Origin of the sequence: Massilia phyllosphaerae (assembly GCF_034659755.1) — a bacterium.
Classification (GTDB): Bacteria; Pseudomonadota; Gammaproteobacteria; order Burkholderiales; family Burkholderiaceae_D; genus Telluria; species Telluria phyllosphaerae.
Map to the genome: position 1 here is coordinate 1,645,619 of NZ_JAXSQX010000001.1, position 26,579 is coordinate 1,672,197.

Consider the following 26,579-nt stretch of genomic DNA (forward strand, 5'->3'; position numbering starts at 1 on the left):
GAGTACGAAATGGCTAAAACAATTCTTGCAGTCGACGATTCGAGTTCCCTGCGCCAGATGGTGGCGTTCAGCCTGAAGGCCGCCGGCTACCAGGTGGTGGAGGCGGTCGATGGCCAGGATGGCCTGGACAAGGCGCGGCAGCAGACCGTCGACCTGGTCCTGACCGACCAGAACATGCCGAAGATGGATGGCCTCACCCTGATCAAGTCGCTGCGCGGCCTGCCGACCTATGCCAAGGTGCCGATCCTGATGCTGACCACCGAATCGTCCGACGAGATGAAGGCCAAGGGCCGCGCCGCCGGCGCCAACGGCTGGCTGGTCAAACCCTTCGATCCGCAGCGCCTGATCGAGGTGGTCAAGAAGGTGATCGGCTGATCCTGCAGCGAGCAAGTACACCACCATGACCATCGACATCAGCCAGTTCTACAAGGTCTTTTTCGACGAGGCCGAAGAGCTTCTCGCCGAGAAGGAGCGTCTGCTGCTGGCCGTCGATATCGCATCGCCGGACCCGGAAGACCTGAACGCCATCTTCCGCACCGCCCACTCGATCAAGGGCGGCGCCTCCACCTTCGGCCTGAACGACATGAGCGAAGTGACGCACGTGCTCGAGTCGCTGCTGGACCGCATCCGCAAGGGCGAGATGGCGCTCACCGCGCAGCACGTGGACGCCTTTTTGGCGGCCAAGGACATCCTCAAGATGCAGCTCGACGGCCACCGCAACGGCGCCGAGGTGGACCAGGAGGAAGTCGCCAACGTGCGCATGATGCTGCACGAGCTGTCCGAAGGCGTGATCGTGCCGACGCACCAGCCGACCGTGCCGTCCTTCCTGCACGCCGAGCAGAAGCAGGAAGTGCGCGAAGGCGCGCACCGCTACAAGATCGAGCTGCCGGAACTCGGCAAGCGCGACGTCGACGCACTGGTCGACGAACTCGGCCTGCTGGGCCGGGTGTCGGTGACGCCGCTGGACGGCGGCCGCACCGCCCTGGTCATCACCACCCACGAAAGCCTGGACGACATCGTCGCCATCTGCTCGTTCGTGCTGGAACCGGACGACCTGAAGATCTTCGAGGCGCCGCCGCTGACCCCCGAGCAGCGCGCCATCGAGGCCGCCGAACGGGCGCGCATCGAGGATGCGCAGGGCTACGGCTTCTTCGACCCGGCCGACGCCGCCAGTACCGCGGCCGCGCCGTCCGAGAACGACCTCGGCTACGGCTTCTTCCAGCCGATCGAAGAGATCCGGCGCGAAGCCGGCATCACGGCCGGTCATGGCGCCGAGATCGCGGCCGAGGCGGCGCCGGCGACGGTACTGGCGCAGGCCGAAGCCGAGGCCGAAAAGAAAACCGAAAAGCAGGCCGCCAAAAAGGCCGAAGCCGCCGCCCACGCGCACGCCGAAGCCGGCTCGATCCGCGTCTCGATCGAAAAGGTCGACCAGCTGATCAACCTGGTCGGCGAGCTTGTGATCACCCAGGCCATGATCGAGCAGCGCAGCGCGGGCCTGGATCCGATGCTGCACCAGAAGCTGATGCAGTCGGTGTCGCAGCTGACCCGCAACACGCGCGATTTGCAGGAAGCGGTGATGTCGATCCGCATGATGCCGATGGACTTCGTGTTCTCGCGCTTCCCGCGCATGGTGCGCGACCTGGCCGGCAAGCTCGGCAAGAAGGTCGACTTCATCACCAACGGCGCCGCCACCGAACTGGACAAGGGCCTGATCGAGCGCATCGTCGATCCGCTGACCCACCTGGTGCGCAATTCGATCGACCACGGCATCGAGATGCCGGCCGCGCGCGTGGCCGCGGGCAAGTCGGAATCGGGGCGCCTGTTCCTGTCGGCGGCCCACCAGGGCGGCAACATCGTGATCGAGGTGGCCGACGACGGCGGCGGCCTGAATCGCGACAGGATCCTGGCCAAGGCGGCCTCGAACGGCCTGCCGGTGTCAAGCAACATGACGGATGCCGAGGTCTGGCAGCTGATCTTCGCGCCGGGCTTCTCGACCGCCGAGATCGTCACCGACGTCTCCGGGCGCGGCGTCGGCATGGATGTCGTCAAGCGCAACATCACGGCGATGGGCGGCACCATCGACATCCGCTCGGCCAAGGGCTTCGGCACCACGATCCTGATCTCGCTGCCGCTGACGCTGGCGATCCTGGACGGCATGTCGATCCGCTGCGGCGAAGAAATCTACATCCTGCCGCTCGGCTTCGTGGTGGAGTCGCTGCAACCCGCGTGCGAGGACATCAAGGAGATTGCCGGGCGCGGCCGCGTGGTCAAGGTGCGCGGCGAATACCTGCCGCTGATCCCGCTGTACCAGATGTTCAACATCGAACCGCGCATCATCGATCCGACCGAAGGCATCCTGGTGATCCTCGAGACGGAAGGGCGCAAGGCCGCGCTGTTCATCGACGAACTGGTCGGCCAGCAGCAGGTCGTGGTGAAGAACCTCGAATCGAACTACCGCAAGGTGGCCGGGATCTCCGGCGCCACCATCCTCGGCGATGGCGGCGTGGCGCTGATCCTCGACGTGGCCGCGCTGCTGCGCTCGTCGCGTCAACTGACCGACGATCCGGTCGTCCAATAACACCAACGATTGAACCCATCCGACTAGGAATCCCATGTCCACTCAAGCGACCAACAAGACCCACGACACCGGCGACGGTGGTAGCGAATACCTGGCCTTCACCCTCGGTTCCGAGGAGTACGGCATCGACATCCTGAAGGTGCAGGAAATCCGCGGCTACGAGGCCGTGACCCGCATCGCCAACGCCCCGGAATTCATCAAGGGCGTGATCAACCTGCGCGGCATCATCATCCCGGTGGTCGACATGCGCATCAAGTTCAAGCTGGGTACGCCGACCTACGACCAGTTCACCGTCGTCATCATCCTGAACATCGGCGGCCGCATCATGGGCATGGTGGTGGACAGCGTGTCGGACGTCACCACGCTCACCCCCGATCAGATCAAGCCGGCCCCGGAAATGGGCAGCGCCTTCAACGGCGAATACCTGATGGGCCTGGGTACCGTCGACGAACGCATGCTGATCCTGATCGACATCGACCGCCTGATGTCGTCCAGCGAGATGGGCCTGGTCGACCGGATGGCTGCCTGACCAACCGCAGCGGCGCAAGGATGCACGAGGGCCGTGTCTCCGGCTCGCAGAACTACCAATCAAGGGTTATATAAAAGTGCCGCTCACGACCAAGCAGGAAACCGGCAAGGAATTCGAATTCACGCGCCACGACTTCGAGCGTGTGCGCGGCCTGATCTACAAGCAGGCCGGCATTTCGCTGGCCGACAGCAAGCAGGAAATGGTGTACAGCCGCCTGGCGCGGCGCCTGCGCGCGACCGGCATCGCTTCCTTCGTCACCTACCTCGACGCGCTCGAGGCCGGACGCATGGACGGTGAGTGGGAATCCTTCACCAACGCGCTGACGACGAACCTGACCTCGTTCTTCCGCGAGGCGCACCACTTCCCGCTGCTGGCGGAACACGCGCTCAAGGCGCGCCGCCAGCACGGCGGGAACCTGACGATCTGGTGCTCGGCCAGTTCCACCGGCGAGGAACCGTACTCGATCGCGATGACGCTGTGCGAAGCCTTCAACACGCTCACGCCGCCGGTGTCGATCGTCGCCACCGACATCGACACCAACGTGCTGGCCACCGCCAGCGCCGGCGTGTACCCGATGGAGCGCGTCGACAAGCTGGAGAGCGAGCGCCTGCGCCGCTTCTTCATGAAAGGGAAGGGCAGCCAGGAAGGCCTGGTGCGGGTGCGCCAGGAATTGCGCAACCTGGTCACCTTCAAGCAGCTGAACCTGCTGGCCGACGGCTGGCCGGTCCAGGGCCAGTTCGATGCGATCTTCTGCCGCAACGTGATGATCTACTTCGACAAGGCGACCCAGCGCCGCATCCTGTCGCGCTTCGTGCCGCTGATGAAGCCGGACGCGCTGCTGTTCGCCGGCCACTCCGAGAACTTCCTGTACGTGTCCGACGCGCTGCGCCTGCGCGGCAAGACGGTCTATGAATTGAGCCAGGGCTGAGCATATATATCATGGAGTCGAACAGCCATTTCGCCACCAACGTCTATTACGACCGGACCTTCGACTGCGACGCGGCCAAGATCCTGCCCGGCGAGTACTACTACACCGGCAAGGACATGCTGATCGTGACCGTGCTCGGTTCCTGCGTCTCTGCCTGCATCCGCGACCGCGTGAAAGGCCTGGGCGGCATGAACCATTTCATGCTGCCGGACGGCGGCGGCGATGGTGCCAGCCCGGTGTCGGCCTCGATGCGCTACGGGACCTATGCGATGGAAGTGCTGATCAACGACCTGCTGAAAGCCGGCGCCAGGCGCGAAAACCTGGAAGCCAAGGTGTTCGGCGGCGGCGCGGTCCTGCGCGGCTTCTCGTCGATGAACGTGGGCGAGCGCAACGCCGCCTTCGTCACGCGTTTCCTGAAGACCGAGCGCATCCCGGTGCTGGCGGAAGACCTGAACGACATCTACCCGCGCAAGGTCTACTTCTTCCCGCGTACCGGCAAGGTGCTGGTGAAGAAGCTGATGCAGACCCAAAACGAGACGCTGGCCAAGCGTGAACTCGATTACGCCAGCCGCCTGAAAAAGGCGCCGGTCGGTGGTCCCATCGACCTGTTCTGAGAGGAGAGCTCCCGAAGATGAGTGAAAAGAAGATCAAAGTCGTCATCGTCGACGACTCGGCCCTGATCCGCAGCGTGATGAGCGAGATCGTCAACTCGCAACCCGACATGGAAGTCGCCGGCACCGCGCCCGATCCGCTGGTCGCGCGTGACCTGATCAAGCGCGTCAATCCGGACGTGCTGACGCTGGACGTCGAGATGCCGAAGATGGACGGTCTCGATTTCCTCGAAAAGCTGATGCGCCTGCGGCCGATGCCGGTGGTGATGGTGTCCTCGCTGACCGAGCGCGGCTCCGAGATCACCATGCGCGCACTCGAACTCGGCGCGGTGGACTTCGTGACCAAGCCGAAGATCTCGATCCAGGCCGGCATGCGCGAGTACACGGAGCTCATCACCGACAAGATCCGCGCCGCCGCGCGTGCCCGGATCAAGGCACGGACAGTGGCTGCGCCGGGCGCAGGCACTGCCGCGCTGCCTCTCTTACGCAGCCCGCTGACCTCGTCGGAAAAGCTGATCATCATCGGCGCCTCCACCGGCGGCACCGAGGCGATCCGCGAATTCCTGATGCAGATGCCGTCCGACTGCCCGGGCATCCTGATCGCCCAGCACATGCCGGAAGGCTTCACGACCTCGTTCGCACGGCGTCTCGATTCGCTGTGCCGGATCAGCGTGGTCGAGTCGCAGGGCAACGAGCGGGTGCTGCCGGGCCACGCCTACATCGCGCCCGGCCATTCGCACCTGCTGCTGGCGCGCTCGGGCGCCAACTATATGACCAAGATCGAACAAACCGATCCGGTCAACCGCCACCGCCCATCGGTCGACGTGCTGTTCCGTTCGGCAGCCCAGGCGGCCGGCAAGAATGCGGTTGGCGTGATCCTGACCGGCATGGGCAAGGACGGCGCACAAGGCATGCTGGACATGAAGGCCGCAGGAGCGTACAACTTCGCCCAGGACGAGGCGTCGTGCGTCGTGTTCGGCATGCCGCGCGAAGCGATCGCGGTCGGCGCCACGCACGAAGTGGCTGCCTTGAACGTCTTGCCGGGCCTGGTCCTTGGCCATTTGGCAACACATGGCGGCCGAGCGTTGCGCGTTTGATCCGAACCCGTTGCTTTGGCCCCCGTTTTATCGCCGTAGAGCAACAAAACTGCTATGCTAGACGCTGTTAGGGCGTGTGTTCCTGCAGTGCCGAATCCAACCAACACAGATACAGAAAGACAACGGAGTATTTCATGGCTGATCCAAAGATGCGTTTTTTAGTGGTTGACGATTTCTCGACGATGCGCCGCATCGTCCGGAACTTGTTGAAAGAACTGGGTTACTCCAATGTCGACGAAGCCGAAGACGGCGTGATGGCCCTGGCCAAGCTGCGCAGCGAGCAGTTCGACTTCGTGGTCTCGGACTGGAACATGCCGAACATGGACGGCCTGACCATGCTGCAGAACATCCGTTCCGACCCGGTGCTGGCTAAGCTGCCGGTGCTGATGGTGACCGCCGAAGCCAAGAAGGAAAACATCATCGCGGCGGCCCAGGCCGGCGCCAATGGCTACGTCGTCAAGCCGTTCACCGCGGCCACTCTGGACGAAAAGCTGAACAAGATTTTCGAAAAGATGGAAAAGGCAGCCTAAATGGCCGAATACACCGCGGATGTGGCCTCGCATGACGAGGTGCTGAGCCGGATCGGACACATGACGCGCGCGCTGCACGAAAGCCTGCGCGGCCTGGGCCTGGACAAGCTGATCGAAAAGGCCGCCAGCGACATTCCCGACGCGCGTGGCCGCCTCGACTACGTGGCGCGTCTGTCGGAAGACGCCGCCAAGCGCGTGCTGGATGCCACCGATGCGGCCAATCCGCTGCAGGACGGCATCGACAGCAGTGCCGGCGACCTGTCCGGCGCCTGGCAGGCGCTGCTGGCCTCTGGCGAGGCGGCCGCCATGGCGCCCGAACTGCGCGCGCTGGCCGAACGCACCGTTGCCGGCCTGGACGCCTCGCGCGCCGCCGCCGGCGCCACCAAGGGCCACCTGATGGACATCATGATGGCCCAGGACTTCCAGGACCTGACCGGGCAGGTGATCAAGCGCATCACCGGCATCGCCCAGAACCTGGAGCAGCAGCTGGTGCAGGTGCTGGTCGATTTCGCGCCGGCCGAAGTGCGCCGCGAGCTCGACAACGGCCTGATGAACGGTCCCCAGATCAACCCGGAAGGCAACAGCGAAGTCGTGGGCGATCAGGCTCAGGTCGACGACCTGCTGGACAGCCTCGGCTTCTGAGAACACGCCAGCCTTGGCCGTGCCGCCTCCCCCTGGTGGCACGCAAGTTTTACAGTTTCCAACGATAGCGTCGCCTAGAAAATGCACCAGACCAACTACATCGTCCGGGAGCCCTTGCTCGACCCGAAACAGCGTGTGATTGGCTACGAGCTCTGCTGGCAACAGAACGGACATGCGTTCGCCGACGCCGACCTCGAAGACCTGGTCGGCTTCGTCGCCGCCCACCTCGTCGACGAGGAGCAGGGCTGGCTCCTGCGCGACAAGGTGCTGTTCCTCGACGCCGTGCCTGCCATGCTGTCGATCGACGCACTGCATGCGCTGCCGCCGGAACGCACCGTGCTGTCGGTGCGCGTGCGCGACCTGGCGAATGCCGATACCCGCGCCGCCGTGCAGGGCTTGCGCGCCGGCGGGGTCGGCATCTCGATCCGCGGCGCCAATCTCGACCTGCTGGGACGCAACCTGGCGCCGCTGGCGTCGTATGCCGAAGTGAAGTTCGCCGGCACCGACGTCGCTACCCAGGCCCGCACCTATGCCGCCGCCAAGCAGTCGACCTTGCGCCTGGTCGGGCGGCCGGTCTCGACCTGGCAGGATTTCGACGCCTGCGCCGCGCTCGGCATCGATTCCATCGTCGGCAAGCTGCACCTGACCCCGCGTCCGGGCAATCCGGTGAAAGGCATGAACCCGGCCCAGACCATCATCCTGCAGCTGATGCAGATGGTGCAGAACAACGACGACGTACCCAGGATCGAAGCCGTGCTCAAGCGCGACCCGGCGCTGACCTACAAGCTGCTGCGCTTCATCAATTCCGCAGGCTTCGGCGCCGGCCGCGACATCCAGTCGCTGCGCCAAGCCATCGCCATGCTCGGCTACGCGCCGCTGTACCGCTGGCTGGTGCTGCTGCTGGCGACGGCGAGCAGCAGCGGCTACTCGCCGGTGCTGATGGAAACCGCGGTGGTGCGCGCGCGCCTGTGCGAGCTGCTGGGCCAGAAGCACCTGGGCAAGGCCGATGCCGAGCACCTGTTCGTGGCCGGCATGTTCTCGCTGCTGGACCGCCTGCTCGGGCTGCCGATGCAGGAAGTGCTGGACACGATCCAGCTGCCGGACGCGGTGGTGCGGGCGCTGGTGACGCGCGACGGCGCCTACGGGCCGTATCTGGCGCTGGCGGAGGCCTGCGAGCTGAATTCGAACCTGGTGGCGTCGCTGGCCGGGTCGCTGGAACTCTCGCCGGCCGAGGTCAACAAGGCGCACCTGTCGGCGCTGGCCTGGGCGCAGAATGTGGCGGCGTGAGGGGCGCTACTAAAAACAAAACGGCCCGTTCGGGCCGTTTTTCATTTGCGCTTTTGCGCGGTACTCACCGCCCGATCCAGCCCCTGCCGCATCTGCATGGTGATGTTCGAGATCCGGCACCCCACCTGTACCTGCTGTCCCAGCAGGAAGGTGCGGAACGGCCGCAGCAGCCGTACTTCGAGGTCGGCCTTGATCGCCAGCGAATTGCCGAGCTCGAGGTCGACGCCTTCCAGTTTCTTGCCCACGTACAGCTCGTACGCCTGTTCCGGCGTCGCGCGCAGGCCGACGCCGCCGCGCGAAAAATCGTACAGCGGCATTTCCAGTACCTTGCCCAGCACCGTGAAGCTGGCGCTGTAGTTGACGCCGATCGGGGTGTCCAGGCGCTGTTCGGCGCGGCGGTTCAGCACCAGGCAGGCGACCGGCAACGGTAGCTCGACCAGGTAGCCCTCGCCGGGCACGATGGTCCAGTTGGCGTCGACTTCGAACTGGATCTTGGCGTTGCCGCCCAGCGAAGCCACGATGCAGGCGCGGCCCTCGTCGAGCAGGCTGTCCTCGGCCAGGTCGAGGATCAAGGTGCGGCGTTCCGGGTCGATCGAGGCGATGCGCGCCATCACCAGGTCGCGCCCGGGCGGGTAGACCGTGACCGCTTCACCGGTCTGGGCCAGCATCGACAGCGTGTCGCCGATATCGAAGGGGTCGCGCATCTCGTGCGCCACGGTGTTCAGGGTGATTCGGTCGACCGCATCCGACAACGTGGGCGGTCCTTTGCGCACGGGCATGAAGCTGAGATCAGTCACGAGGGTTCCTTTTTACGGGGACGGGGTAAAAAGCCAAACCCCGAGTCTAGCAAGTCTTGTTGGTAATTTCTACAAGTAATTTTCTTAGTAGAAATACTCAGATCTCGAGATTATCGATCAGGCGGGTATTGCCCAGTTTGGCCGCCGCCAATACCACCAGCGGTGCGCCGGCCGCATGTTCGTCCGCCGTCGGCGCCTGCAGGTTCATGCGCTTGCGGATCGACACGTAGTCGGGTTTCCAGCCGCGTTCGGCCAGGCGGGCCATGGCGGCGCGCTCCAGTGCCAGCAGGTCGGGGTAGCCGCCGCGGGTCTGCTCGGCCACCCAGTTCAGCGTCTGGTACAGGAAGGGGGCCTCGGCGCGTTCTTCGCCCGACAGGTAGCCGTTGCGCGAGGACAGCGCCAGGCCGTCGGCGGCACGGAAGGTCTCGGCACCGATGATCTCGGTCGGCATGGCGAACTGGCGCGCCATGTTACGGATGATCATCAGCTGCTGGTAATCCTTCTTGCCGAACACGGCCACGCGCGGCTGCACGCAGGAAAACAGCTTGGTGACAACCGTGCACACGCCGTTGAAGAAGCCGGGACGGAATTCGCCTTCCAGGATGTTGCCCAGGCCATCCGGCGGTTGCACGCGGTATTCCTGGGGTTCCGGATACAGGTCTTTCTCGGTCGGCGCGAACAGCACGTACACGCCTTCCTTTTCCAGCTTGTCGACGTCGGCCTGGAAGGTGCGCGGGTACTTGTCGAAGTCTTCGTTCGGGCCGAACTGCAGGCGGTTGACGAAGATCGACGCGACCACCGGGTCGCCGTGCTTGCGCGCCAGGCGCATCAGCGACAGATGGCCCTCGTGCAGGTTGCCCATGGTGGGCACGAAGGCGGTGCGCAGTTGGCCACTCAGCTGGTCGCGCAAGTCGTCGATGGAGGAAATGATTTTCATGGGGGACTCGGTGTGTAAAGCGTGGTACGTGAAGCGTGTTCAGGCCGGCGAATAAGCCAGCCGCACATAGATCGGCGCGAACGCCTCGGCCTGGGTAATTTCGATCAGGGTTTCCTTGGCCAGCTCGAGCATGGCCACGAAATGGACCACGACGACCGGGACGCCGGCATGGCCGTCGAACAACTCCGCGAACTCGATGAAGCGGCGCGATTGCAGTGTACGCAGGATGGCGGACATGTGCTCGCGCACGGAGAGTTCCTCGCGCCCGATCCGGTGATGCTGGGTCAGCTTGGCGCGGCGCAGCACATCCATCCAGGCGCGCTGCAGGTCGTGCGCGTCGACGTGCGGCCAGACCGGGGCCAGGCCCTGTTCGATGGTCAGCTCGGGGCGCAGGAAGTCGCGGTCGACCTGGGGCAGGGCACCCAGTGCCTGGGCCGCCAGCTTGATCTGCTCGTAGTCCAGCAGGCGCCGCACCAGTTCCGCGCGCGGGTCGCCGACTTCCTCGATCAGGTCGTCCTGACGCTTCGGCAGCAGCATGCGCGACTTGATTTCGATCAGCATCGCCGCCATCAGCAGATATTCGGCGGCCAGTTCCAGGTTGCTCTTCCGGATCTGCTCGACGTATTCCAGGTATTGCAGGGTCACCTGCGCCATCGGGATGTCGAGGATGTTGAAGTTCTGCTTGCGGATCAGGTACAGCAGCAGGTCGAGCGGACCCTCGAAGGCGTCCAGGAACACCTCGAGTGCGTCGGGCGGGATGTACAGGTCGGTGGGCAGGCGCAGCAGCGGCTCGCCGTACAGGCGTGCAATGGCCGCCTCGGCAGCATCGGCCGCGGCGTTGAGTGCATGTTCCTGGTCCGGCTGCGGCTGGCTGCCGGCGGCCCCGTCAGGGGTGGTGCCGTCGCCGGCTACTTCTTCCGGCATCATCGGCGTCAGCCTTCGGCCTCAGATCCTCAGACCTTGGTCTGGTACGGATAAGCGTTCTGGCGCAGGCGCGACTCGGCGATGCGGCGCTGCTCGTCCAGCGACAGTGGTGCCTTGTCCCACAGCAGGGAGCGGCCAACGAGCTGGCGCTCGTCCATGCCCGGGGTCTTTTCCTTCAGTTCCTTGATGAACTTGGTGTGATCGGATTCGTAGTTGACGTGTTTCTTGAACAGGCTCATGGTTCTCTTGGCTTGACTTACAAGGAATACCGGGGCGGCGACTAGCGGGCCGCCCGGGCGAACATGCAATGATACTGCCGCGCCGCCTTATTTGTGCAGCTCGTTGAGCTGGCGGGCGATGATGTCGTGGTTGAGCCACAGCACCGGCGCGACCTTCTCGGCCGCGCTGTGGAACATCAGCGGACCGGTCGCTTCCACCACCAGCGCCGACAGGTGGTCGGTGATCAGCGCTTTCCGGTCCGTGTGCAGCGAGGTGATCTCGTCCGAGGTACCGATCATCAGGTCGGCCAGCTCCGGCGTGTTGTCCATCGGCCAGGCTTCGTAGTTGCGGAAGCCGGCGCTGGTCTCGGTCTGCAGGTAGCTTTCCAGCTTGTCCAGAATCGACTGCAGCGACACGCCTTCGCCCAGCAGGGTCTGGCACGTGTCCCACTGTGCCTGTGCCCAGGCGCCTCCACCCTCTTTTTTGAGGGCGCTCAGCAGCGGGAACAGCGACAGTTCCACGCCGACGAAGATGTCGGACGAGTTGGTGCGGATTTCCGGGCAGTTGAACACGGTCGCGAAGATGCCTCCCTTCCAGGCTGCCTCGGCGATCGACTCCAGGCGCATCTTGGCATAGCCCTGGGTGTAGTTGGTGTAGGTCTGCCACTTGTATTCGCCGCCGATCAGCACTTCGGTACCGTGGTAGCCGTAGGCGGTGTAGCGCACCTGGCCGCCCTTGGCCGTGATGCGCTCGCGGATCGCGCTCGAGGCGTCGATCAGGTGCTGCAGCGTGTTGGCCGAGACTTCGTCGAAGTTCATCAGGATCAGCTTGCCCAGGTCGCTGTCCAGCAGGGCGCGCGAGGACATGAAGCGGTCGCCGCGGCCCTTGTAGATGCGGTTGGCGATGGCCAGGAAGGCCTTGATCCGGGGAATGCCGCCGGCCATGGTGTGGGCGAAGAACACGTTGGCGCCGTCCGGGATCAGCTTGTCGATCTCGGCCATCGCCTGGCTGGCCGACTCGCTGAAGCGGCGCACGCCGGCCTGGCGGCAGGCTTCGATCTTGTCCCAGTCCAGCTTGTCTTCCTGCCAGCCCTTCAAGGTGATACCGGACAGCATCTCGGTCGGGTTCTGCTCGCCGGCCGGCGCATCCATGTCAAAGCCCGCCATCAGCGGCACGTTGACGATGCGGCCGCCGAGCTTGGCTTCGGCTTCGGCGTGTTCTTCCGCGGTCAGGGCACGCAGGGTGCCGTCGTCGTTGCGGCGGCCGACGGTGATGCCGAGGATGGTCATGCCGGCGGCGCGCGCCTCGTCGACCAGGCCGTTTGCGTAGCCACGGCCGAACAGTTCGCCGAACAGGACGAACACGTCACCTTGGCGGAACAGGTTCGCGTGCGGGATGTGTCTCAGGGCTTTGTATTCGGTCATATTGTTCGCTACCTATATAAGAAGGACTGGGGCTCGGACTGGGCCGGCCGCCTATTGGTTTATTGGTGTTGCTGATAAAGCAGGGCATTATAACGCCACTGCTTGGCAAAAAATGGTGCTGACTTGGCAAGAGGCCAATGACGTTTGGCGCTGAAGCCGTAGTCGTTAAGCTTCGCACGTCGCCCCTGCGGAGGCAGGGGTCCAAGTATGGCGGTTTGCCACGAACTTGGGCCCCTGCCTCCGCAGGGGCGACGGTCTTTCAGCCGACAATATTTACTTAACGAATCCGCATCCCCGGCTGCGCACCCGACACCGGCTCCAGCACATACAGGCCCGGGTTGGACTTTTCATCCTTGGCCGACGCACACAGCACCATGCCTTCCGACACGCCGAACTTCATCTTGCGCGGCGCCAGGTTGGCGACCATCACGGTCAGCTTGCCGATCAATTGTTCTGGCTGGTAGGCCGACTTGATCCCCGAGAACACATTACGATAGCGGCCTTCGCCCACGTCCAGCGTGAGGCGCAGCAGCTTGCTGGAACCTTCGACGTGCTCACAATTGACGATTTTCGCCACGCGCAGGTCGATCTTGGTGAAGTCGTCGATCGAGATTTCCGGGGCCAGCTCTTCGATATCGGCGGAGGTCGCTACGCTCGCTTCAGAGGCCTCGCCGGCTTCGGTCGGTGCTGCGGTGGCGGCAGCGGCAGGCGCGGCAGCAGCCGGAGCGGCAACCGCCGGCTTGTCGAACAAGTCCTCGACCATCTTGGCATCCACACGCTGCATCAGGTGGCTGTAGGCACCGATGGTGCGGCCCAGCATCGTCTCGTACACGGCGGCGCCGGTCGTGTCAGCCCAGGTGAAGCCCGCATCGCCCAGGAATTCCTGCACGCGCGCCGCCACGTGCGGCAGCACCGGCGACAGCAGGATGGTCAGCTGGCGGAACAGGATCAGCGCGGTGGTGCAGACGTCGTGCAGCTCGGCGATTTTGGTGTCGTCCTTGGCCAGGATCCACGGCTTGTTCTCGTCGACGTAGCGGTTGGCAACGTCGGCGATCTCCATGATCTCGCGCAGCGCCTTGCCGAATTCGCGCGCCTCGAAGCTGGCTGCGATCGATGCCTGGCGTTCGCCGTTTTCACCATTCAGGGCACGCGCCAGCCATTCCCTGGCGTTGTCGGACAGGGTCGCAGCCAGCTTGCCGTCGAACTTCTTGGCGATGAAGCCGGCGCAACGCGAGGCGATGTTGACGTACTTGCCGATCAGGTCGCTATTGACGCGGGCGACGAAGTCCTCGCCGGTGAAGTCCAGGTCTTCGACCTTGCTGTTCAGCTTGAACGCCAGGTAGTAGCGCAGCCACTCCGGATTCATTTTCAGGTCCAGGTAGCGCAGCGGCGAAATGCCGGTGCCGCGCGACTTCGACATCTTTTCGTTATTCACGGTCAGGTGGCCGTGGACATTGACCTTGAGCTTGTCGATGATCGGGTGGCCCGAGAAATTCAGCATCGCCGGCCAGAACAGCAGGTGGAAGGACACGATGTCCTTGCCGATGAAGTGCACTTGCTCGGCGCTCGGGTCCTGCAGGAAGGCGTCGTAGTCGAGGCCTTTCTTTTCGAAGTAATTCTTCAGCGAGGCCAGGTAGCCGACCGGCGCGTCCAGCCAGACGTAGAAGAACTTGCCCGGCGCATCCGGAATCGGGATGCCGAAGTAGGGCGCGTCGCGCGAAATATCCCAGTCGGCCAGCTTTTCGCCGTTCTCGCCCAGCCATTCGGACACTTTATTCACCATTTCCGGCTGCAGGCGGCCCGGCGTGTTCAGCCATTCCTTCAGGAACTGGAAGCAGCGCGGATCGGACAGCTTGAAGAAATACTGTTCGGACGGCTTCAGGATCGGGGTCGAGCCGGTGAACACCGAGTAGGGATTGATCAGTTCGGTCGGCTGGTAGGCGGCGCCGCAGACTTCGCAGTTGTCGCCGTACTGGTCCTTGGCGTGGCACACCGGGCACTCGCCCTTGATGTTGCGGTCGGCCAGGAACATGCCTTTCGCCGTGTCATAGAAACGGTCGACGGTCTTGGTGTAGATCAGGCCGGCGTCGCGCAGGCGGCGGTAGATGCCCTGCGACAGGTCGACGTTTTCCGGCGAGTCGGTCGAATACCAATTGTCGAAGGCGATGTGGAAACCGTCCAGGTACTGGGCGCGGCCGGCGGCGATCTTGGCCACGAATTCCTGCGGCGTCACGCCTTCTTTCTCGGCGGCGATCATGATCGGCGTGCCGTGGGTGTCGTCGGCGCCGACGAAGTGCACCACGCGCGGCTGCCCATTATCATTCTGCATGCGCTGGAAGCGGACCCAGATGTCGGCCTGGATGTACTCCATCATGTGGCCGATGTGGAAGGCGGCGTTGGCATAGGGCAGGGCAGTGGTGACGAACAGCTTGCGTGTCATGGTCGGAAGGGGTGGTGAAAATATGAAAAAAGGCATTTTACCAGCGGATGTCCCTGAACGCGCAGGGGGCATTGGCGCTATTCTCGCCCCTGACCTCAGTCAATACACGGTTTTGCGCTAAACTTGCGTATCACATCCGGAGATTTACATGAGCATCACTGCAGAAGACGTCAAGGCAACCCTGTCCGCCGTCGTCGATCCTAATACCAATAAAGATTTCGTTTCGTCCAAGTCGGTCAAGAACATCCAGGTCGATGGCGGCAATGTCGCCCTCGACGTCGAACTCGGCTACCCGGCCAAGAGCCAGATTGCCGGCATCCGCAGCGCCGTCATCGCCGCGCTGCGCCAGCTGCCCGGCATCGAGAACGTCAGCGTCAACGTCACCCAGAAGATCATCTCGCACACGGTGCAGCGTGGCTTGAAGGTGATGCCGAATGTGAAGAACATCATCGCCGTCGCCTCCGGCAAGGGCGGCGTCGGCAAGTCGACCACCGCGGTCAACCTGGCCCTGGCCCTGGCCGCCGAAGGCGCCAGCGTCGGCCTGCTGGACGCCGACATCTACGGCCCGTCGCAGCCGATGATGCTGGGCGTGAGCGGCCGTCCGCAAACGCTGGACGGCAAGAGCATGGAGCCGCTGGAAAACCACGGCGTGCAGGTGTCGTCGATCGGTTTCCTGATCGATCCGGACGAGCCGATGGTGTGGCGCGGCCCGATGGTCACCCAGGCCCTGCAGCAGCTACTGGAACAGACCAACTGGCGCAACCTCGATTACCTGATCGTCGACATGCCGCCGGGCACCGGCGACATCCAGCTGACCCTGGCCCAGAAAGTGCCGGTCACCGGCGCCGTGATCGTCACCACTCCGCAGGACATCGCGCTGCTCGACGCGCGCAAGGGCGTCAAGATGTTCGAGAAGGTCGGCATCCCGATCCTGGGCGTGGTGGAAAACATGAGCACCCACATCTGCTCGAACTGCGGCCACGTCGAAGCGATCTTCGGCAGCGGCGGCGGCGAGAAGATGAGTACCGATTTCAACATCGAGTTCCTGGGCAAGCTGCCGCTGCAGCTGTCGATCCGCGAGCAGACCGATTCCGGTGCACCGACCGTGGTGGCCGAGCCGGATGGCGCCGTGGCCGGCATCTATAAAGAGATCGCGCGCAAGGTGGCGATCAAGGTGGCGGAGCAGGCGAAGGACATGAGCGCCAAGTTCCCGACGATCGTCGTGAAAAACGACTGATCGAAGGGGGCAGAGCCCGGTTTTTCTTGGGGCTCTGACCCCGGTTTTGTGAGTTAGCTTCCGCACGTCGTCCCTTCGCAGGCGGGGGCGACGTTTATAAGTACCTATCCGTTCTCACGCTTTAGCCCTGCTCATCGTGCGCATCGAAGCCATCCGCACCCGCCTGCGCGCCCTCGGCGCCCGCCCGCTGCACGAAGACCGCATCCTGCGCGACTGGATCCGCGACAGCGGCCACCACCACGGCCGCCGCCGCCCCGACGATTTCCTGCCCAAGCCCGTGCGCGAAGCGCTGCCGCAGATCGACGCCGAACTCGACGGCCTGGCGCGCATCCTGAGCACCCACCCCGCAGAAGACGGCTCGGCGCGTCTGCTGGTCGGCCTGCACGATGGGCAGACGGTGGAGTCGGTGCTGCTGCCGCGCGACGGCGTGTGCGTATCGAGCCAGGTCGGCTGCGCGGTCGGTTGCCGCTTCTGCATGACCGGGCAGGGCGGCCTGGTGCGCCAGGTGACCAGCGGCGAGATCGTCGCCCAGGTGGTGCTGGCGCGGCGCCGGCGGCCGGTGAAAAAGGTCGTGTTCATGGGGATGGGCGAGCCTGCCCATAACCTGGACAACGTGCTGGAAGCGATCGAGCTGCTCGGCATCGAGGGCGACATCGCGCACAAGAACCTGGTGTTCTCGACCGTCGGCGACCCGCGCGTGTTCGAGCGCCTGCCGCAAGGGCGGGTGAAGCCGGCGCTGGCCCTGTCCCTGCACACGACCAAGCCGGCATTGCGCGAATACCTGCTGCCGCGCGCGCCGCGCTTCGATCCGGCCGAACTGGTGGCCGAGGGCGAGCGCTATGCGCGCCTGACCGGGTATCCGATCCAGTACCAGTGGACGCTGCTGGACGGCGTCAACGACGGCCAGGACGAGCTGGATGCGATCGTCGGCCTGTTGCGCGGGAAGTACGCGGTGCTGAACATGATCCCGTACAACACCAACCCCGGCCTGCCGTACGCAAGGCCGGGCTGGGATAAGGCCCAGGCCATCGCGGCCCACCTGTTCGAGCGCGGCATCCTGACCAAGCTGCGCGATTCGGCCGGGCAGGATGTCGACGGCGGCTGCGGCCAGCTGCGGGCGCGGGCGGCGCAGGACCAGCCGGTGCGCCTGCACCGGCGGCAGCCGGCGGAAACGTCGCCGGCCGAAGTCACGGGCAATTACACGGGCAATTACACGGGCAACTAAGCAGAGGCCTCAGGAGGCCAGGCCGAGGTGCGGCGTCAGCTGGTGCGAGTGCACCTGGTTGCGCCCGCCGCGCTTGGCGTCGTACATCAATTCGTCCGCGGCCGCGATCAGCGCTTGCGGCGTGACCGACCTGGCGGCGGCGAAGTCGGCACTGACCACGCCAAAGCTGGCGGTGGTCGACAGGGTCGCCGCACCGAGCTGCAGCTGCTGGCCGGCGAAGGTGGCGCGTATGCGTTCGGCCAGTTCGGTCGCGCCGTCCAGTGGCGTCTCCGGCAGGATGATCAGGAATTCCTCGCCGCCGTAGCGCACCACGGTATCGACCGCGTCGCGCGTCATCGCCAGCACCAGGGTGGCGAAGCTGCACAGCAATTCGTCGCCGCCATGGTGGCCATGGGTGTCGTTAATGGCCTTGAAGCCGTCGAGGTCGCACATGATCAGCGACAGGTGCAGGCGGTAGCGGCGCGCGCGCACGATCTCGCCGTCGAGCAGGGCGGCGTTCAGGTGGCGCCGGTTGTAGCAGCCTGTCAGCGGGTCGCGCACCGACAGGTTGGTCAGTACCTGCTGGGCCCAGTACTGCTCGCGCCACAGGCGCGCGTGGCGATAGCAGGCGGCGACCCCGAAGACGTTGGCAAACACGATCATCATCGTCATCGCACCGAGGCTTTGCGCGTCTGTCGCATCCAGGTGCCAGGCCAGCAGGACGAACACGAGGCTCACGCCGGGCGCGATCAGCACGGCGGTGAGGACGCGGCCAGGCATGAAGATCAGCACCGCCACCGCCATCAGGCTCATCGCCATGCCGTGCAGCAGGATGTCGTGGGGCCGGTAGCAGACGACGACCAGGTAGCTGCTCATGGCCAGCAGCGACGTGATGGCGGACGACCGGTAGGCAGCCCTGATCGGCGCGGCCGCGCGGCTCACGTGGCGCAGGCCTGCGATCGCCACCAGCGGTGGGAACAGGCGCGACAGCAAGGGAACCAGCGCGCCGGGCAGGCCCAGCGCCAGCACGTCGGCGATGCCGAACAAGGCGTAGCACAGGGAACACAGCAGGACCGAACGGCGCAAGTCGCGCAGGATGGTGGCGGTATTCTGGTGCAGGAAGCCGATTTCCGTGGCGGCACAGGTAAATTCTCCGCGCAGTCGCGCGATTGAGGCGGTGCCCGGATCGTTCGGCATGGATGGCGAAGAGGATAATTTGATGAAAAAGGAGAGGGACTGTAGCGAAACTTGAAATTTCTGTAAAGTAATTATTGAAATTATCGGTGTTCGGCAGCAATGGGGTTGGAGCGTCGTTACGCCCAGCCGGGGAGGTAGGCTGTAAAATAACTGCCTGACCAATAACACGACGCCGCGCCCGCAGGCTCTACCTGTGCCGAGCCGCCGTCACTTATCCGTTTCGACCATGACCGTCCGTACCCCCGTCCGTACCCGTTTCGCTCCCAGCCCGACCGGCTATCTCCATCTCGGCGGCGCCCGCACCGCACTGTATTCGTGGGCCTACGCGCGCCACTTCGGCGGCACCTTCATCCTGCGTATCGAAGACACCGACCTGGAGCGCTCGACCCCGGAAGCAGTGCAGGCCATCCTGGACGGCATGCAGTGGCTGGGCCTGAGCCACGACGAAGGCCCGTTCTACCAGATGCAGCGCATGGACCGCTACCGTGAGGTGGTGAAGGGCATGCTGGAAGCCGGCACCGCCTATCTGTGCTACTGCTCGCCGGAAGAAGTCGAAGCCATGCGCGAACGCATGCGCGCCGCTGGCGAAAAGCCGCGCTACGACGGCACATGGCGTCCGGAACCGGGCAAGGTGCTCCCGGAAGTCCCGGCGGGCGTGAAGCCGGTGGTGCGTTTCAAGAACCCGCTGGATGGCGAAGTCACCTGGCACGACGTGGTCAAGGGCCCGATCACGATCGCCAACAAGGAACTGGACGACCTGATCATCGCGCGTCCCGACGGCACCCCGACCTATAACTTCTGCGTGTCGGTCGACGACTGGGACATGAAGATCACCCACGTGCTGCGCGGCGACGACCACGTGAACAATACGCCGCGCCAGATCAATATCCTGCGCGCGCTCGGCGCCGAACTGCCGCAGTACGGCCACCTGCCGATGATCCTGGGCCCGGACGGCCAGAAGCTGTCGAAGCGCCACGGCGCCGTCAGCGTGATGCAGTATCCGGAGCAGGGCTTCCTGCCGGAAGCGATGCTCAACTATCTGGCGCGCCTGGGCTGGAGCCACGGCGACGACGAGATCTTCTCGATGGAGCAATTTACCGAGTGGTTCAACCTGGAACACCTGACCGCGTCGGCGGCCCAGTTCAACCCGGAAAAGCTGGCCTGGCTTAACAATCACTATATCAAGCAGGCCGACAACGAACGCCTGGCCGAACTGGCGCGTCCGAAGATGGCAGGCGCGGTCTTCGAAGGTGCGCCGCCGCTGGCCAGCGTGCTGGCGCTGATGAAGGAGCGCACCAACACCATCAATGAACTGGCCGATGCGGCGATGCTGTTCTACCGCACGCCGAATCCCGCGAACGCGGAATACCAGGCGCTGCTGGCGCAGCACCTGACCGATGCCGTGCGTCCGGCCCTGGCCCAGTTCGCGGAAAAGCTGCAGTCCGTGGAATGGACCAAGTCAGCTCTGTCGGCCATGATGAAGGAAGTGCTGGCGGCGAACGGCTTGAAGATGCCGCAACTGGCCATGCCGCTGCGCCTGCTCGTCACCGGCCAGTTGCAGACGCCGGCGATCGACGCCGTGCTGGAACTGTTCGGCCGCGACGTGGTGGTGGCACGCGTGCAAAAAGGGCTGTAAGACACCATGCCAAACCTGCTGCGCGTTGCACTGTCGTCCTGCGATGCTCGCTGTACTTTCGTACAGCTGCGCTTCTCGGACGACATTGCTGCCGCTCGCGACGGTTTTGCATAGTGTCTTTAAAGAGCTTTCAAGCTATTTGCGTAATGCAAGTCTATCCCCTATAATGCTCGCACTTCAGCGCTGCGGGGGTATAGCTCAGCTGGGAGAGCGCTTGCATGGCATGCAAGAGGTCAGCGGTTCGATCCCGCTTACCTCCACCACGTTCTGAAGTGTGCAGTAAATGGCAGGTAACAGGTAGTATCGGTAGTTCAAGGTCCCCATCGTCTAGAGGCCTAGGACATCACCCTTTCACGGTGAGTACCGGGGTTCGAATCCCCGTGGGGACGCCAGTGTTGTGAAAACGGCGCTGCATGAAGTAAAAACAGTATGTTATGATACTGTCTCTCTGAAACGGGGGTATAGCTCAGCTGGGAGAGCGCTTGCATGGCATGCAAGAGGTCAGCGGTTCGATCCCGCTTACCTCCACCAAGTTTCAGAAGGTAGTCGTAGCAGTCCAGGGTCCCCATCGTCTAGAGGCCTAGGACATCACCCTTTCACGGTGAGTACCGGGGTTCGAATCCCCGTGGGGACGCCAAGATTTTGGTAATCAGTCGTTGTCGATGCCGCCACCCAGCGAGCGGCGCCGATGCAGTAAATAGTTTTAGGTCCCCATCGTCTAGAGGCCTAGGACATCACCCTTTCACGGTGAGTACCGGGGTTCGAATCCCCGTGGGGACGCCAGACACGCATCGCAAGGAGCCGCCTTGAAGCGGCTTTTTTATTGATGCAGTTGTCGAGGCATGAGAAGTGTTGGGGGGTATAGCTCAGCTGGGAGAGCGCTTGCATGGCATGCAAGAGGTCAGCGGTTCGATCCCGCTTACCTCCACCAAATAAAGTGTCAGAGCCCGATGTTATCGGTTGGGCTCTGGCCCGCAAGTTGACGTTATCGGTAGTTCAGGGTCCCCATCGTCTAGAGGCCTAGGACATCACCCTTTCACGGTGAGTACCGGGGTTCGAATCCCCGTGGGGACGCCAGGAATGTGGCAGTAGTACAGTGCATGCGCTGTACGCAGTAAAACAGTTTTAGGTCCCCATCGTCTAGAGGCCTAGGACATCACCCTTTCACGGTGAGTACCGGGGTTCGAATCCCCGTGGGGACGCCAGTTAAAGCCGGAGCAGACCAACGCGCATGCGCGTCGAGGTGCTCCGGTTTTTCATTTTCTACCAGCCAAAACCAAAGGGCGTGATCGGCCCTGTTCTCTGCTGCGCGCCCATCGCCATCGGCGGCACGGCGGCCGGCGCCATCGGCATCGTTCCCATCAGCGAACCCAGCATCGACTCGAAGGCTTGCTGGTTCACGCCCGGCGCCAGGCCGAGTGCGACCAGTGCATCCGGCAAACCGTAGCCGATCCGCGCCGGTGCCGCCTGGCTGACACGGCGCGCGCTCATGCGGATCAGGCGGAACAGCTGTTCCACCCGCTCGGCCGAGCGCATCCGTCCCTGGCCTTGGAATTCCGGCCGGTGCGCCAGCATCAGGGCCGCCAGGCCGGTCACGTGCGGCGCCGCCATCGAGGTGCCGTCCCAGGCGGCGAAATTATTCGGCGGTACCGACGACACCACGGCAACGCCCGGTGCGCAGACATCGACCTCGGGGCCGTAGCAGCTGAACCGGGCTGTGAAAAAGCCCTGGGCGTCGACGTCCGGGTGGATGGTCTCGACGTGGTAGCTGTCGCGCGGGAACTCGTCGATCTTGCCGACCGCCGCCACCGCCAGCACATAGGGCGAGGCCGCCGGATACTGCACCGGCCCGCCGGAATTGCCGGCAGCGGCGATGCAGGCGACGCCGGCCCGCCGCGCGCGCAGGATCTGCTGCTCCAGCGCCGGCGAAGGGCCGGTACCGCCGAGGCTGAGGTTGACCACGTCGATCTGGTGTTCGATGCAGTATTCGAGCGCTTCGATCAGCTGGCTGATCTGGCCGCCGGGGAACAGCTTGCAGACGTGGATTTCGGCGTCGGGCACGAAGCCGCGGATGCCGAACGCCGGATCGTAGCCGGCGATCACGCCCGCACAGTGCGAACCGTGGCCCAGCTGGTCCTGGTTCCAGGTCTCGTCATTGTCCTTGATGACGTCGAAGCCGGCGCGGATGCGGCTCAGGTCGGCGTGTGTGGTGGCGACGCCGGAGTCGATCACGGCGACCCGCACGCCCTGGCCGCGGAACGAGGGCGGCACCTGGTCCAGGCGCATTGCGCGCGCGCCCCAGCAGACCGTGCTGCGGCCCGGGAAGCCCGGCATCTGCGGCCAGTCGGACAGCGCCTGCAGGCCGACCACGTTCGGCTCGCCGGGTGCCAGGTCGGGATCGCGCTGGTAAAAGCTCCAGTAGTCGGCGCGCGGCTTCACGTACAGCCCGGTGACCGTGTGCGGCGAGTCGCCGTGCACAGTGAGCGTCAGCCTGCCCTGGTCGTCGGTCAGACCGGCGGCCGGCAGCAGGCCGCCGAACAGCGAGACTTCGGCGCCGCCCAGCGGCACGCCGTCCTTGCCCAGCACCACCAGGTCGATATCGAAGTGCGGGCCGTCGTAGGCGGCGAAGGAATTCACCAGGGTAGGGTGGCGCGGCACCGGATCGAGCAGGTGCAGGTGCTGGTCGCGTTCGACCACCAGCCGGCCCTGGGCTTGCTGGAGCAGGGCGCGCGCCTTGTCGTCGGTCATGCGCGCGACCAGGGTGCCGCCCGGGTTGCCGCTGCCCATGCCGGATTCCATCAGGCCGATGCTGCGGGTGGCGGCCGTGCCCACCGTGCCTACCACCTCGATGTCAGGGGCGGCACGCAGGACCTGCTCGACTGATTGCAGCGTAAGGGGCTGGACGCCGGGCGACCCCAGCGCGAAGGGGCTGAGGCCAAACGGACTCAGGCCTTCCGGCGCCGGCTGCGGCGTGACCAGGAAGCGTTTCTTGCGCTCGCCCACGCGCCGGCCCGGTGGATCGCCGGCGACCGGGATGGGCGCCCCTTCCGCGCCATTGGGCCCGTCCGGCTGCCCGCCGTTTGGTATTTTGGCCATGTCTGTTCCTTTCGGATCGATGCGGCGCCGCTAGTCGAACAGCGACAGCGGACGGTCCGGTTCGATCATCAATTGGTTGGAAGTGCGGAACGTTTGTTCGAGCCGCTCCGCCGTCGCGGCATCGGTTTCCACCACCGCGGTATGCGGTTGCGCCTTCGGCCCGATGGTGTCGACCAGCCGTACGGCGGCGTCGGCACGCAGGCTGGCGATGAAGGCGGCGAGCGCCGGTCCGTCGTCGACGGCGCGGATGATGTAGCGGCTGGTTTCAGCTGCGTTTGGCATGCGGAGCTCCTCCTCGATCGGGTCGTTGCGCATCGGCGTTGCCGATGCGCCTCCAATGCGACGCCGATGCCGCAAGATCAACGCGGCGGCGTCAATATGCCGTCAATGCACGGTATTGCCCTGTGCCGGCGGCGTGGTGTAGACCGGATACTGCCCCGGCTGCAATTGCTGGCCCTGCTGCTGTTGGGCGAGTTGCTGCAGCTGGTAAGGGTCGGCCGAGAACGGCAGCATGCCGCCCAGTTGCGAGGCGATGCCGCCGATGGTGCTGCCCAGTTGCTGGTTGCCGGCGATGCCGCCGATCAAGCCGCCCAAGGGCCGGCCGAACTGGCTGATGGCATTGCCGAACCAGCCTTGCGGTGTGAGCTGGCCCGGCTGGCCCGGCTGCCCCTGCAGTGCCTGCTGCTGGGCTTGTTGTTGGGCCTGCTGTTGGGCCAGCTGCTGCATCTGGTAGGGATCGACCGAGAACGGCAGCATGCCGCCCAGTTGCGAAGCGATGCCGCCGATGGTGTTGCCCAGTTGCTGGTTGCCGGCCAGGCCGCCGATGAAGCTGCCCACCGGTTGGCCGAATTGCGACAGTGCATTGCCGAACCAGCCCTGCGGCGCCATCTGGCCCTGGCCTGCCTGCTGCACGGTTTGCGGCTGCTGTTGTGAAGGCTGCGGCTGCTGTTGCTGTTGCAGGACTAGCTGCTGCAGCTGTTGCTGGATCTGCTGCTGGATCTGGTGCAGCTGCTGCAGTTGCTGGACCAGCGCCTGCACATGCGGATGCTGCTGGAACTGTTGCTGCGGGCCCGCCGAGAACGGCAGCATGCCGCCCAGTTGCGAAGCGATGCCGCCGATGGTGCTGCCCAGTTGCTGGTTGCCGGCCAGGCCGCCGATCAGGCCGCCCAGGGGCTTGCCGAGCTGGCTGATGGCGCTGCCGAACCAGCCTTGCGGTGCCAGCTGGCCCTGCTGGGCCTGTTGTTGCGCCAGTTGCTGCATCTGGTAAGGGTCGACGGAGAAGGGCAGCATGCCGCCCAGTTGCGAGGCGATGCCGCCGATGGTGCTGCCAAGTTGCTGGTTGCCGGCGATACCGCCGATCAGGCCGCCGAGCGGCCCGCCGAACTGGCTGATGGCATTGCCGAACCAGCCTTGCGGGCTGAGCTGGCCTTGCCCCTGCTGCAGTGGCTGCAGCTGTTGCTGCTGCTGCAGTTGCTGGTAGGGGTCGGCCGACAGCGGCAGGAAGCCGCCGCCGATGCCGCCGGCCGCCTGGCCGATCTGGCTGCCCAGCTGGGCATTGCCGAACAGGCCGCCGATGCCGCGACCGATCAGGCCGCCGAGCGGCGCGCCCAATACGCTGCCGAAGAACCCCTGCGGCGCGAGTTCCGGTTGAAATTGTTGTCCTGCCTGCTGTCCAACGCCGAGCTGCTGAAATTCATTCATGACCAACTCCTTGTCTGGATGCGGCCGCCGCACATCGACTCCGATGTCGGCGGACGCGTACGATGGAAAAGACCGTCGCGTTGGAGTTCTCCGGACGCGGCGACACCGGCGGAGACCACCTGAGCGGTCCGCTTTTCTACAGGTGGCTGTTGGACAGGAGGCCCCTGATGAAGTTTGTGCACGGGTGCGCAATTCACTCCGGATATTTCGTGCCTTGCGATGGCGCAGAGTGCACCGTGATTGCACCGCCTGCTGGCATGGATTCACCAGGACGGTGCATCTGTCAGGCTTGGGGATATGGCAAGCAGTCTTTTGACCTCATGAAAGCCGCTACAATGGCGCCCTCCCTTTCTATATTAGCGGCCCCGTTCCGAGCATGTCCCAACTCCCCATCCCACCGATTTCGCTGGCCATTTTCTGCAAAGTCGTCGACAACTATGGCGACATCGGCATCTGCTGGCGCCTGGCGCGCCAGCTCCAGGCCGAACATGGCATCGCTGTGACACTGTGGGTCGACGATCTGCGCAGTTTCCGGCGCATCTGGCCGGCGGTGGCCCCGGAAGCCGCCGAGCAGGTGGTCGAGGGCGTGCAGGTACGCCACTGGCAGGGCCAGGAAGGCAGCTTCACGGCGGCCGACGTGCCCGACATCGTGATCGAATTCTTCGGCGTCGAGATTCCGCCCGGCTACGTGGCCGCGATGGCGCAGCGCGAACCGCGCCCGGTGTGGATCAATTACGAAGGCCTGAGCGCGGAAGCCTGGGTCGAGGGCTGCCACCGGCTTCCCTCGATGCATCCGCGCCTGAAGCTGACCAAGCATTTCTTTTTCCCGGGGTTTACCTCCAGCACCGGCGGCCTGCTGCGCGAGGGGAGCCTGCTCGACGCCCGCGACCGCTTCCAGGCCGACCCGGCGGCGCAAGCGGCCTTCCTTGCCGGGCTGGGCGTGGCCGCAGGCGAAACGGCCGCGTTCAGGGCCAGCCTGTTCTGCTATCCGCACGCACCGGTGGCACAGTTGTTCGAGGCCTGGCGCCAGAGCGAGCGCGACGTGCTGTGCCTGGTGCCGGACGGCGTCGCGCGCGACCAGGTCGCTGCCTTCCTGGGCACCGAGCCGCACCCGGGCAGCGTTGCCACCCGCGGCCGGCTCACGGTGCGCGTGGTGCCCTTCATGTCACAGCACGACTACGACCGCCTGTTATGGGCATGCGACCTGAACCTCGTGCGCGGCGAAGACTCCTGGGTACGCGCGCAATGGGCCGGTAGGCCGTTCATATGGCACATTTATCCGCAAGATGAAAACTTGCATCATGTTAAACTCCGTGCTTTCCTGGAAAAATACACCGGAGACGCTGGACCTCTCGACAGCCTGGCCGAATTTTCGTTGCACTGGAATGGTGTCGTCGAAGACCGACAGGCGGGGCGCGCGGCCGATTGGCCGGCGCTCTGGAGGTCACTGCAAGCCGAACTGCCGACGCTGTCGGCCCGCGCCAGCACCTGGCAGGGCCTGATGTTGGCGAACGGCGACTTGGTGAGCAATCTGCTGAATTTCACCCGGTCGCTTCGGTAGGCGG

General features: G+C 64.6%; 23 protein-coding genes and 8 tRNA genes. 21 read left to right on the forward strand and 10 right to left on the reverse strand.

Annotation, left to right across the window (positions count from 1 at the left end):
- Positions 1 to 9: 9 nt before the first annotated feature.
- The 9 genes from U1H99_RS07375 to U1H99_RS07415 all read left to right on the forward strand — a co-directional run bounded on the left by U1H99_RS07375 (position 10) and on the right by U1H99_RS07415 (position 8,202).
- Positions 10 to 375 carry a response regulator gene (locus tag U1H99_RS07375; protein ID WP_141833817.1) on the forward strand — a complete coding sequence of 122 codons (366 nt, stop codon included), beginning with the start codon at positions 10 to 12 and terminating at the stop codon, positions 373 to 375.
- A 25-nt stretch (positions 376 to 400) separates the two neighbouring features.
- On the forward strand, positions 401 to 2,578 hold the full coding sequence (gene cheA, locus U1H99_RS07380; RefSeq protein WP_323141063.1) for a chemotaxis protein CheA: 2,178 nt from the start codon (positions 401 to 403) through the stop codon (positions 2,576 to 2,578).
- Positions 2,579 to 2,612: 34 nt separating this feature from the next.
- On the forward strand, positions 2,613 to 3,107 hold the full coding sequence (locus U1H99_RS07385) for a chemotaxis protein CheW (protein ID WP_323141064.1): 495 nt from the start codon (positions 2,613 to 2,615) through the stop codon (positions 3,105 to 3,107).
- A gap of 76 nt (positions 3,108 to 3,183) precedes the next feature.
- On the forward strand, positions 3,184 to 4,035 hold the full coding sequence (locus tag U1H99_RS07390) for a CheR family methyltransferase (RefSeq protein WP_141833826.1): 852 nt from the start codon (positions 3,184 to 3,186) through the stop codon (positions 4,033 to 4,035).
- An 11-nt stretch (positions 4,036 to 4,046) separates the two neighbouring features.
- Positions 4,047 to 4,649: a chemoreceptor glutamine deamidase CheD gene (gene cheD / locus U1H99_RS07395; RefSeq protein WP_141833829.1), complete on the forward strand. Its 603-nt coding sequence runs from the start codon at positions 4,047 to 4,049 to the stop codon at positions 4,647 to 4,649.
- A gap of 17 nt (positions 4,650 to 4,666) precedes the next feature.
- Positions 4,667 to 5,743 carry a protein-glutamate methylesterase/protein-glutamine glutaminase gene (locus U1H99_RS07400; RefSeq protein ID WP_323141065.1) on the forward strand — a complete coding sequence of 359 codons (1,077 nt, stop codon included), beginning with the start codon at positions 4,667 to 4,669 and terminating at the stop codon, positions 5,741 to 5,743.
- 134 nt (positions 5,744 to 5,877) lie between these two features.
- Positions 5,878 to 6,273, forward strand: a complete 396-nt coding sequence (gene cheY, locus U1H99_RS07405) for a chemotaxis response regulator CheY (protein ID WP_323141066.1) — start codon at positions 5,878 to 5,880, stop codon at positions 6,271 to 6,273.
- Positions 6,274 to 6,915, forward strand: a complete 642-nt coding sequence (cheZ, locus tag U1H99_RS07410) for a protein phosphatase CheZ (protein WP_323141067.1) — start codon at positions 6,274 to 6,276, stop codon at positions 6,913 to 6,915.
- An 81-nt stretch (positions 6,916 to 6,996) separates the two neighbouring features.
- The gene (locus U1H99_RS07415; RefSeq protein WP_323141068.1) at positions 6,997 to 8,202 is read left to right on the forward strand and encodes an EAL and HDOD domain-containing protein; all 1,206 of its coding nucleotides are present in this window, start codon (positions 6,997 to 6,999) and stop codon (positions 8,200 to 8,202) included.
- Positions 8,203 to 8,243: 41 nt separating this feature from the next.
- Here the strand turns inward: U1H99_RS07415 and U1H99_RS07420 are convergent, their stop codons facing one another.
- The 6 genes from U1H99_RS07420 to metG all read right to left on the reverse strand — a co-directional run bounded on the left by U1H99_RS07420 (position 8,244) and on the right by metG (position 14,943).
- On the reverse strand, positions 8,244 to 8,999 hold the full coding sequence (locus U1H99_RS07420; protein ID WP_323141069.1) for a flagellar regulator YcgR PilZN domain-containing protein: 756 nt from the start codon (positions 8,997 to 8,999) through the stop codon (positions 8,244 to 8,246).
- A 97-nt stretch (positions 9,000 to 9,096) separates the two neighbouring features.
- On the reverse strand, positions 9,097 to 9,936 hold the full coding sequence (gene panC, locus U1H99_RS07425; protein WP_323141070.1) for a pantoate--beta-alanine ligase: 840 nt from the start codon (positions 9,934 to 9,936) through the stop codon (positions 9,097 to 9,099).
- A 39-nt stretch (positions 9,937 to 9,975) separates the two neighbouring features.
- Complete coding sequence (locus U1H99_RS07430; protein WP_323141071.1) at positions 9,976 to 10,863, reverse strand: segregation and condensation protein A; 888 nt, start codon at positions 10,861 to 10,863, stop codon at positions 9,976 to 9,978.
- A 26-nt stretch (positions 10,864 to 10,889) separates the two neighbouring features.
- Entirely contained in the window at positions 10,890 to 11,099 is a 210-nt protein-coding gene (locus U1H99_RS07435; protein WP_323141072.1) for a DUF3460 family protein, read from the reverse strand.
- A gap of 87 nt (positions 11,100 to 11,186) precedes the next feature.
- Positions 11,187 to 12,503: an enoyl ACP reductase FabMG family protein gene (locus U1H99_RS07440; RefSeq protein WP_323141073.1), complete on the reverse strand. Its 1,317-nt coding sequence runs from the start codon at positions 12,501 to 12,503 to the stop codon at positions 11,187 to 11,189.
- Positions 12,504 to 12,780: 277 nt separating this feature from the next.
- Positions 12,781 to 14,943: a methionine--tRNA ligase gene (gene metG, locus U1H99_RS07445; protein ID WP_323141074.1), complete on the reverse strand. Its 2,163-nt coding sequence runs from the start codon at positions 14,941 to 14,943 to the stop codon at positions 12,781 to 12,783.
- A 148-nt stretch (positions 14,944 to 15,091) separates the two neighbouring features.
- Between metG and apbC the strand changes: the two genes are divergently transcribed.
- Positions 15,092 to 16,180: an iron-sulfur cluster carrier protein ApbC gene (apbC, locus tag U1H99_RS07450; protein ID WP_323141075.1), complete on the forward strand. Its 1,089-nt coding sequence runs from the start codon at positions 15,092 to 15,094 to the stop codon at positions 16,178 to 16,180.
- A 136-nt stretch (positions 16,181 to 16,316) separates the two neighbouring features.
- Positions 16,317 to 17,405 (forward strand): RNA methyltransferase, encoded by a 1,089-nt coding sequence (locus U1H99_RS07455; protein WP_323141076.1) that lies wholly within the window; start codon positions 16,317 to 16,319, stop codon positions 17,403 to 17,405.
- A 9-nt stretch (positions 17,406 to 17,414) separates the two neighbouring features.
- Here U1H99_RS07455 and U1H99_RS07460 read toward each other — a convergent pair whose 3' ends face one another.
- On the reverse strand, positions 17,415 to 18,581 hold the full coding sequence (locus tag U1H99_RS07460; RefSeq protein ID WP_323141077.1) for a GGDEF domain-containing protein: 1,167 nt from the start codon (positions 18,579 to 18,581) through the stop codon (positions 17,415 to 17,417).
- Positions 18,582 to 18,807: 226 nt separating this feature from the next.
- On the opposite strand from U1H99_RS07460, the gene gltX reads away from it, so the two are divergent.
- From gltX to U1H99_RS07505, 9 genes are all read left to right on the forward strand, one after another.
- Complete coding sequence (gltX, locus tag U1H99_RS07465; protein ID WP_323141078.1) at positions 18,808 to 20,217, forward strand: glutamate--tRNA ligase; 1,410 nt, start codon at positions 18,808 to 18,810, stop codon at positions 20,215 to 20,217.
- A gap of 187 nt (positions 20,218 to 20,404) precedes the next feature.
- Positions 20,405 to 20,480: transfer RNA gene (locus tag U1H99_RS07470), tRNA-Ala, on the forward strand.
- A gap of 53 nt (positions 20,481 to 20,533) precedes the next feature.
- Positions 20,534 to 20,609: transfer RNA gene (locus U1H99_RS07475), tRNA-Glu, on the forward strand.
- A 63-nt stretch (positions 20,610 to 20,672) separates the two neighbouring features.
- A tRNA-Ala gene (locus tag U1H99_RS07480) sits at positions 20,673 to 20,748 on the forward strand.
- 30 nt (positions 20,749 to 20,778) lie between these two features.
- Positions 20,779 to 20,854: transfer RNA gene (locus U1H99_RS07485), tRNA-Glu, on the forward strand.
- A gap of 70 nt (positions 20,855 to 20,924) precedes the next feature.
- Positions 20,925 to 21,000 (forward strand) — tRNA-Glu (locus U1H99_RS07490).
- A gap of 72 nt (positions 21,001 to 21,072) precedes the next feature.
- A tRNA-Ala gene (locus U1H99_RS07495) sits at positions 21,073 to 21,148 on the forward strand.
- Between the two features lie 70 nt (positions 21,149 to 21,218).
- Positions 21,219 to 21,294 (forward strand) — tRNA-Glu (locus U1H99_RS07500).
- A 52-nt stretch (positions 21,295 to 21,346) separates the two neighbouring features.
- A tRNA-Glu gene (locus tag U1H99_RS07505) sits at positions 21,347 to 21,422 on the forward strand.
- Between the two features lie 58 nt (positions 21,423 to 21,480).
- Here the strand turns inward: U1H99_RS07505 and U1H99_RS07510 are convergent.
- The 3 genes from U1H99_RS07510 to U1H99_RS07520 form a co-directional block, all read right to left on the reverse strand.
- The gene (locus U1H99_RS07510; RefSeq protein WP_323141079.1) at positions 21,481 to 23,313 is read right to left on the reverse strand and encodes a S8 family peptidase; all 1,833 of its coding nucleotides are present in this window, start codon (positions 23,311 to 23,313) and stop codon (positions 21,481 to 21,483) included.
- A 30-nt stretch (positions 23,314 to 23,343) separates the two neighbouring features.
- Positions 23,344 to 23,595: a hypothetical protein gene (locus U1H99_RS07515; protein ID WP_323141080.1), complete on the reverse strand. Its 252-nt coding sequence runs from the start codon at positions 23,593 to 23,595 to the stop codon at positions 23,344 to 23,346.
- Positions 23,596 to 23,697: 102 nt separating this feature from the next.
- A complete protein-coding gene (locus tag U1H99_RS07520; RefSeq protein WP_323141081.1) occupies positions 23,698 to 25,014 on the reverse strand; it encodes a hypothetical protein in 1,317 nt (438 codons plus the stop codon).
- A gap of 376 nt (positions 25,015 to 25,390) precedes the next feature.
- Here U1H99_RS07520 and earP point away from each other — a divergent pair, with 376 nt between their 5' ends.
- On the forward strand, positions 25,391 to 26,575 hold the full coding sequence (gene earP, locus U1H99_RS07525; protein WP_323141082.1) for an elongation factor P maturation arginine rhamnosyltransferase EarP: 1,185 nt from the start codon (positions 25,391 to 25,393) through the stop codon (positions 26,573 to 26,575).
- The last annotated feature ends 4 nt before the right edge of the window (positions 26,576 to 26,579 follow it).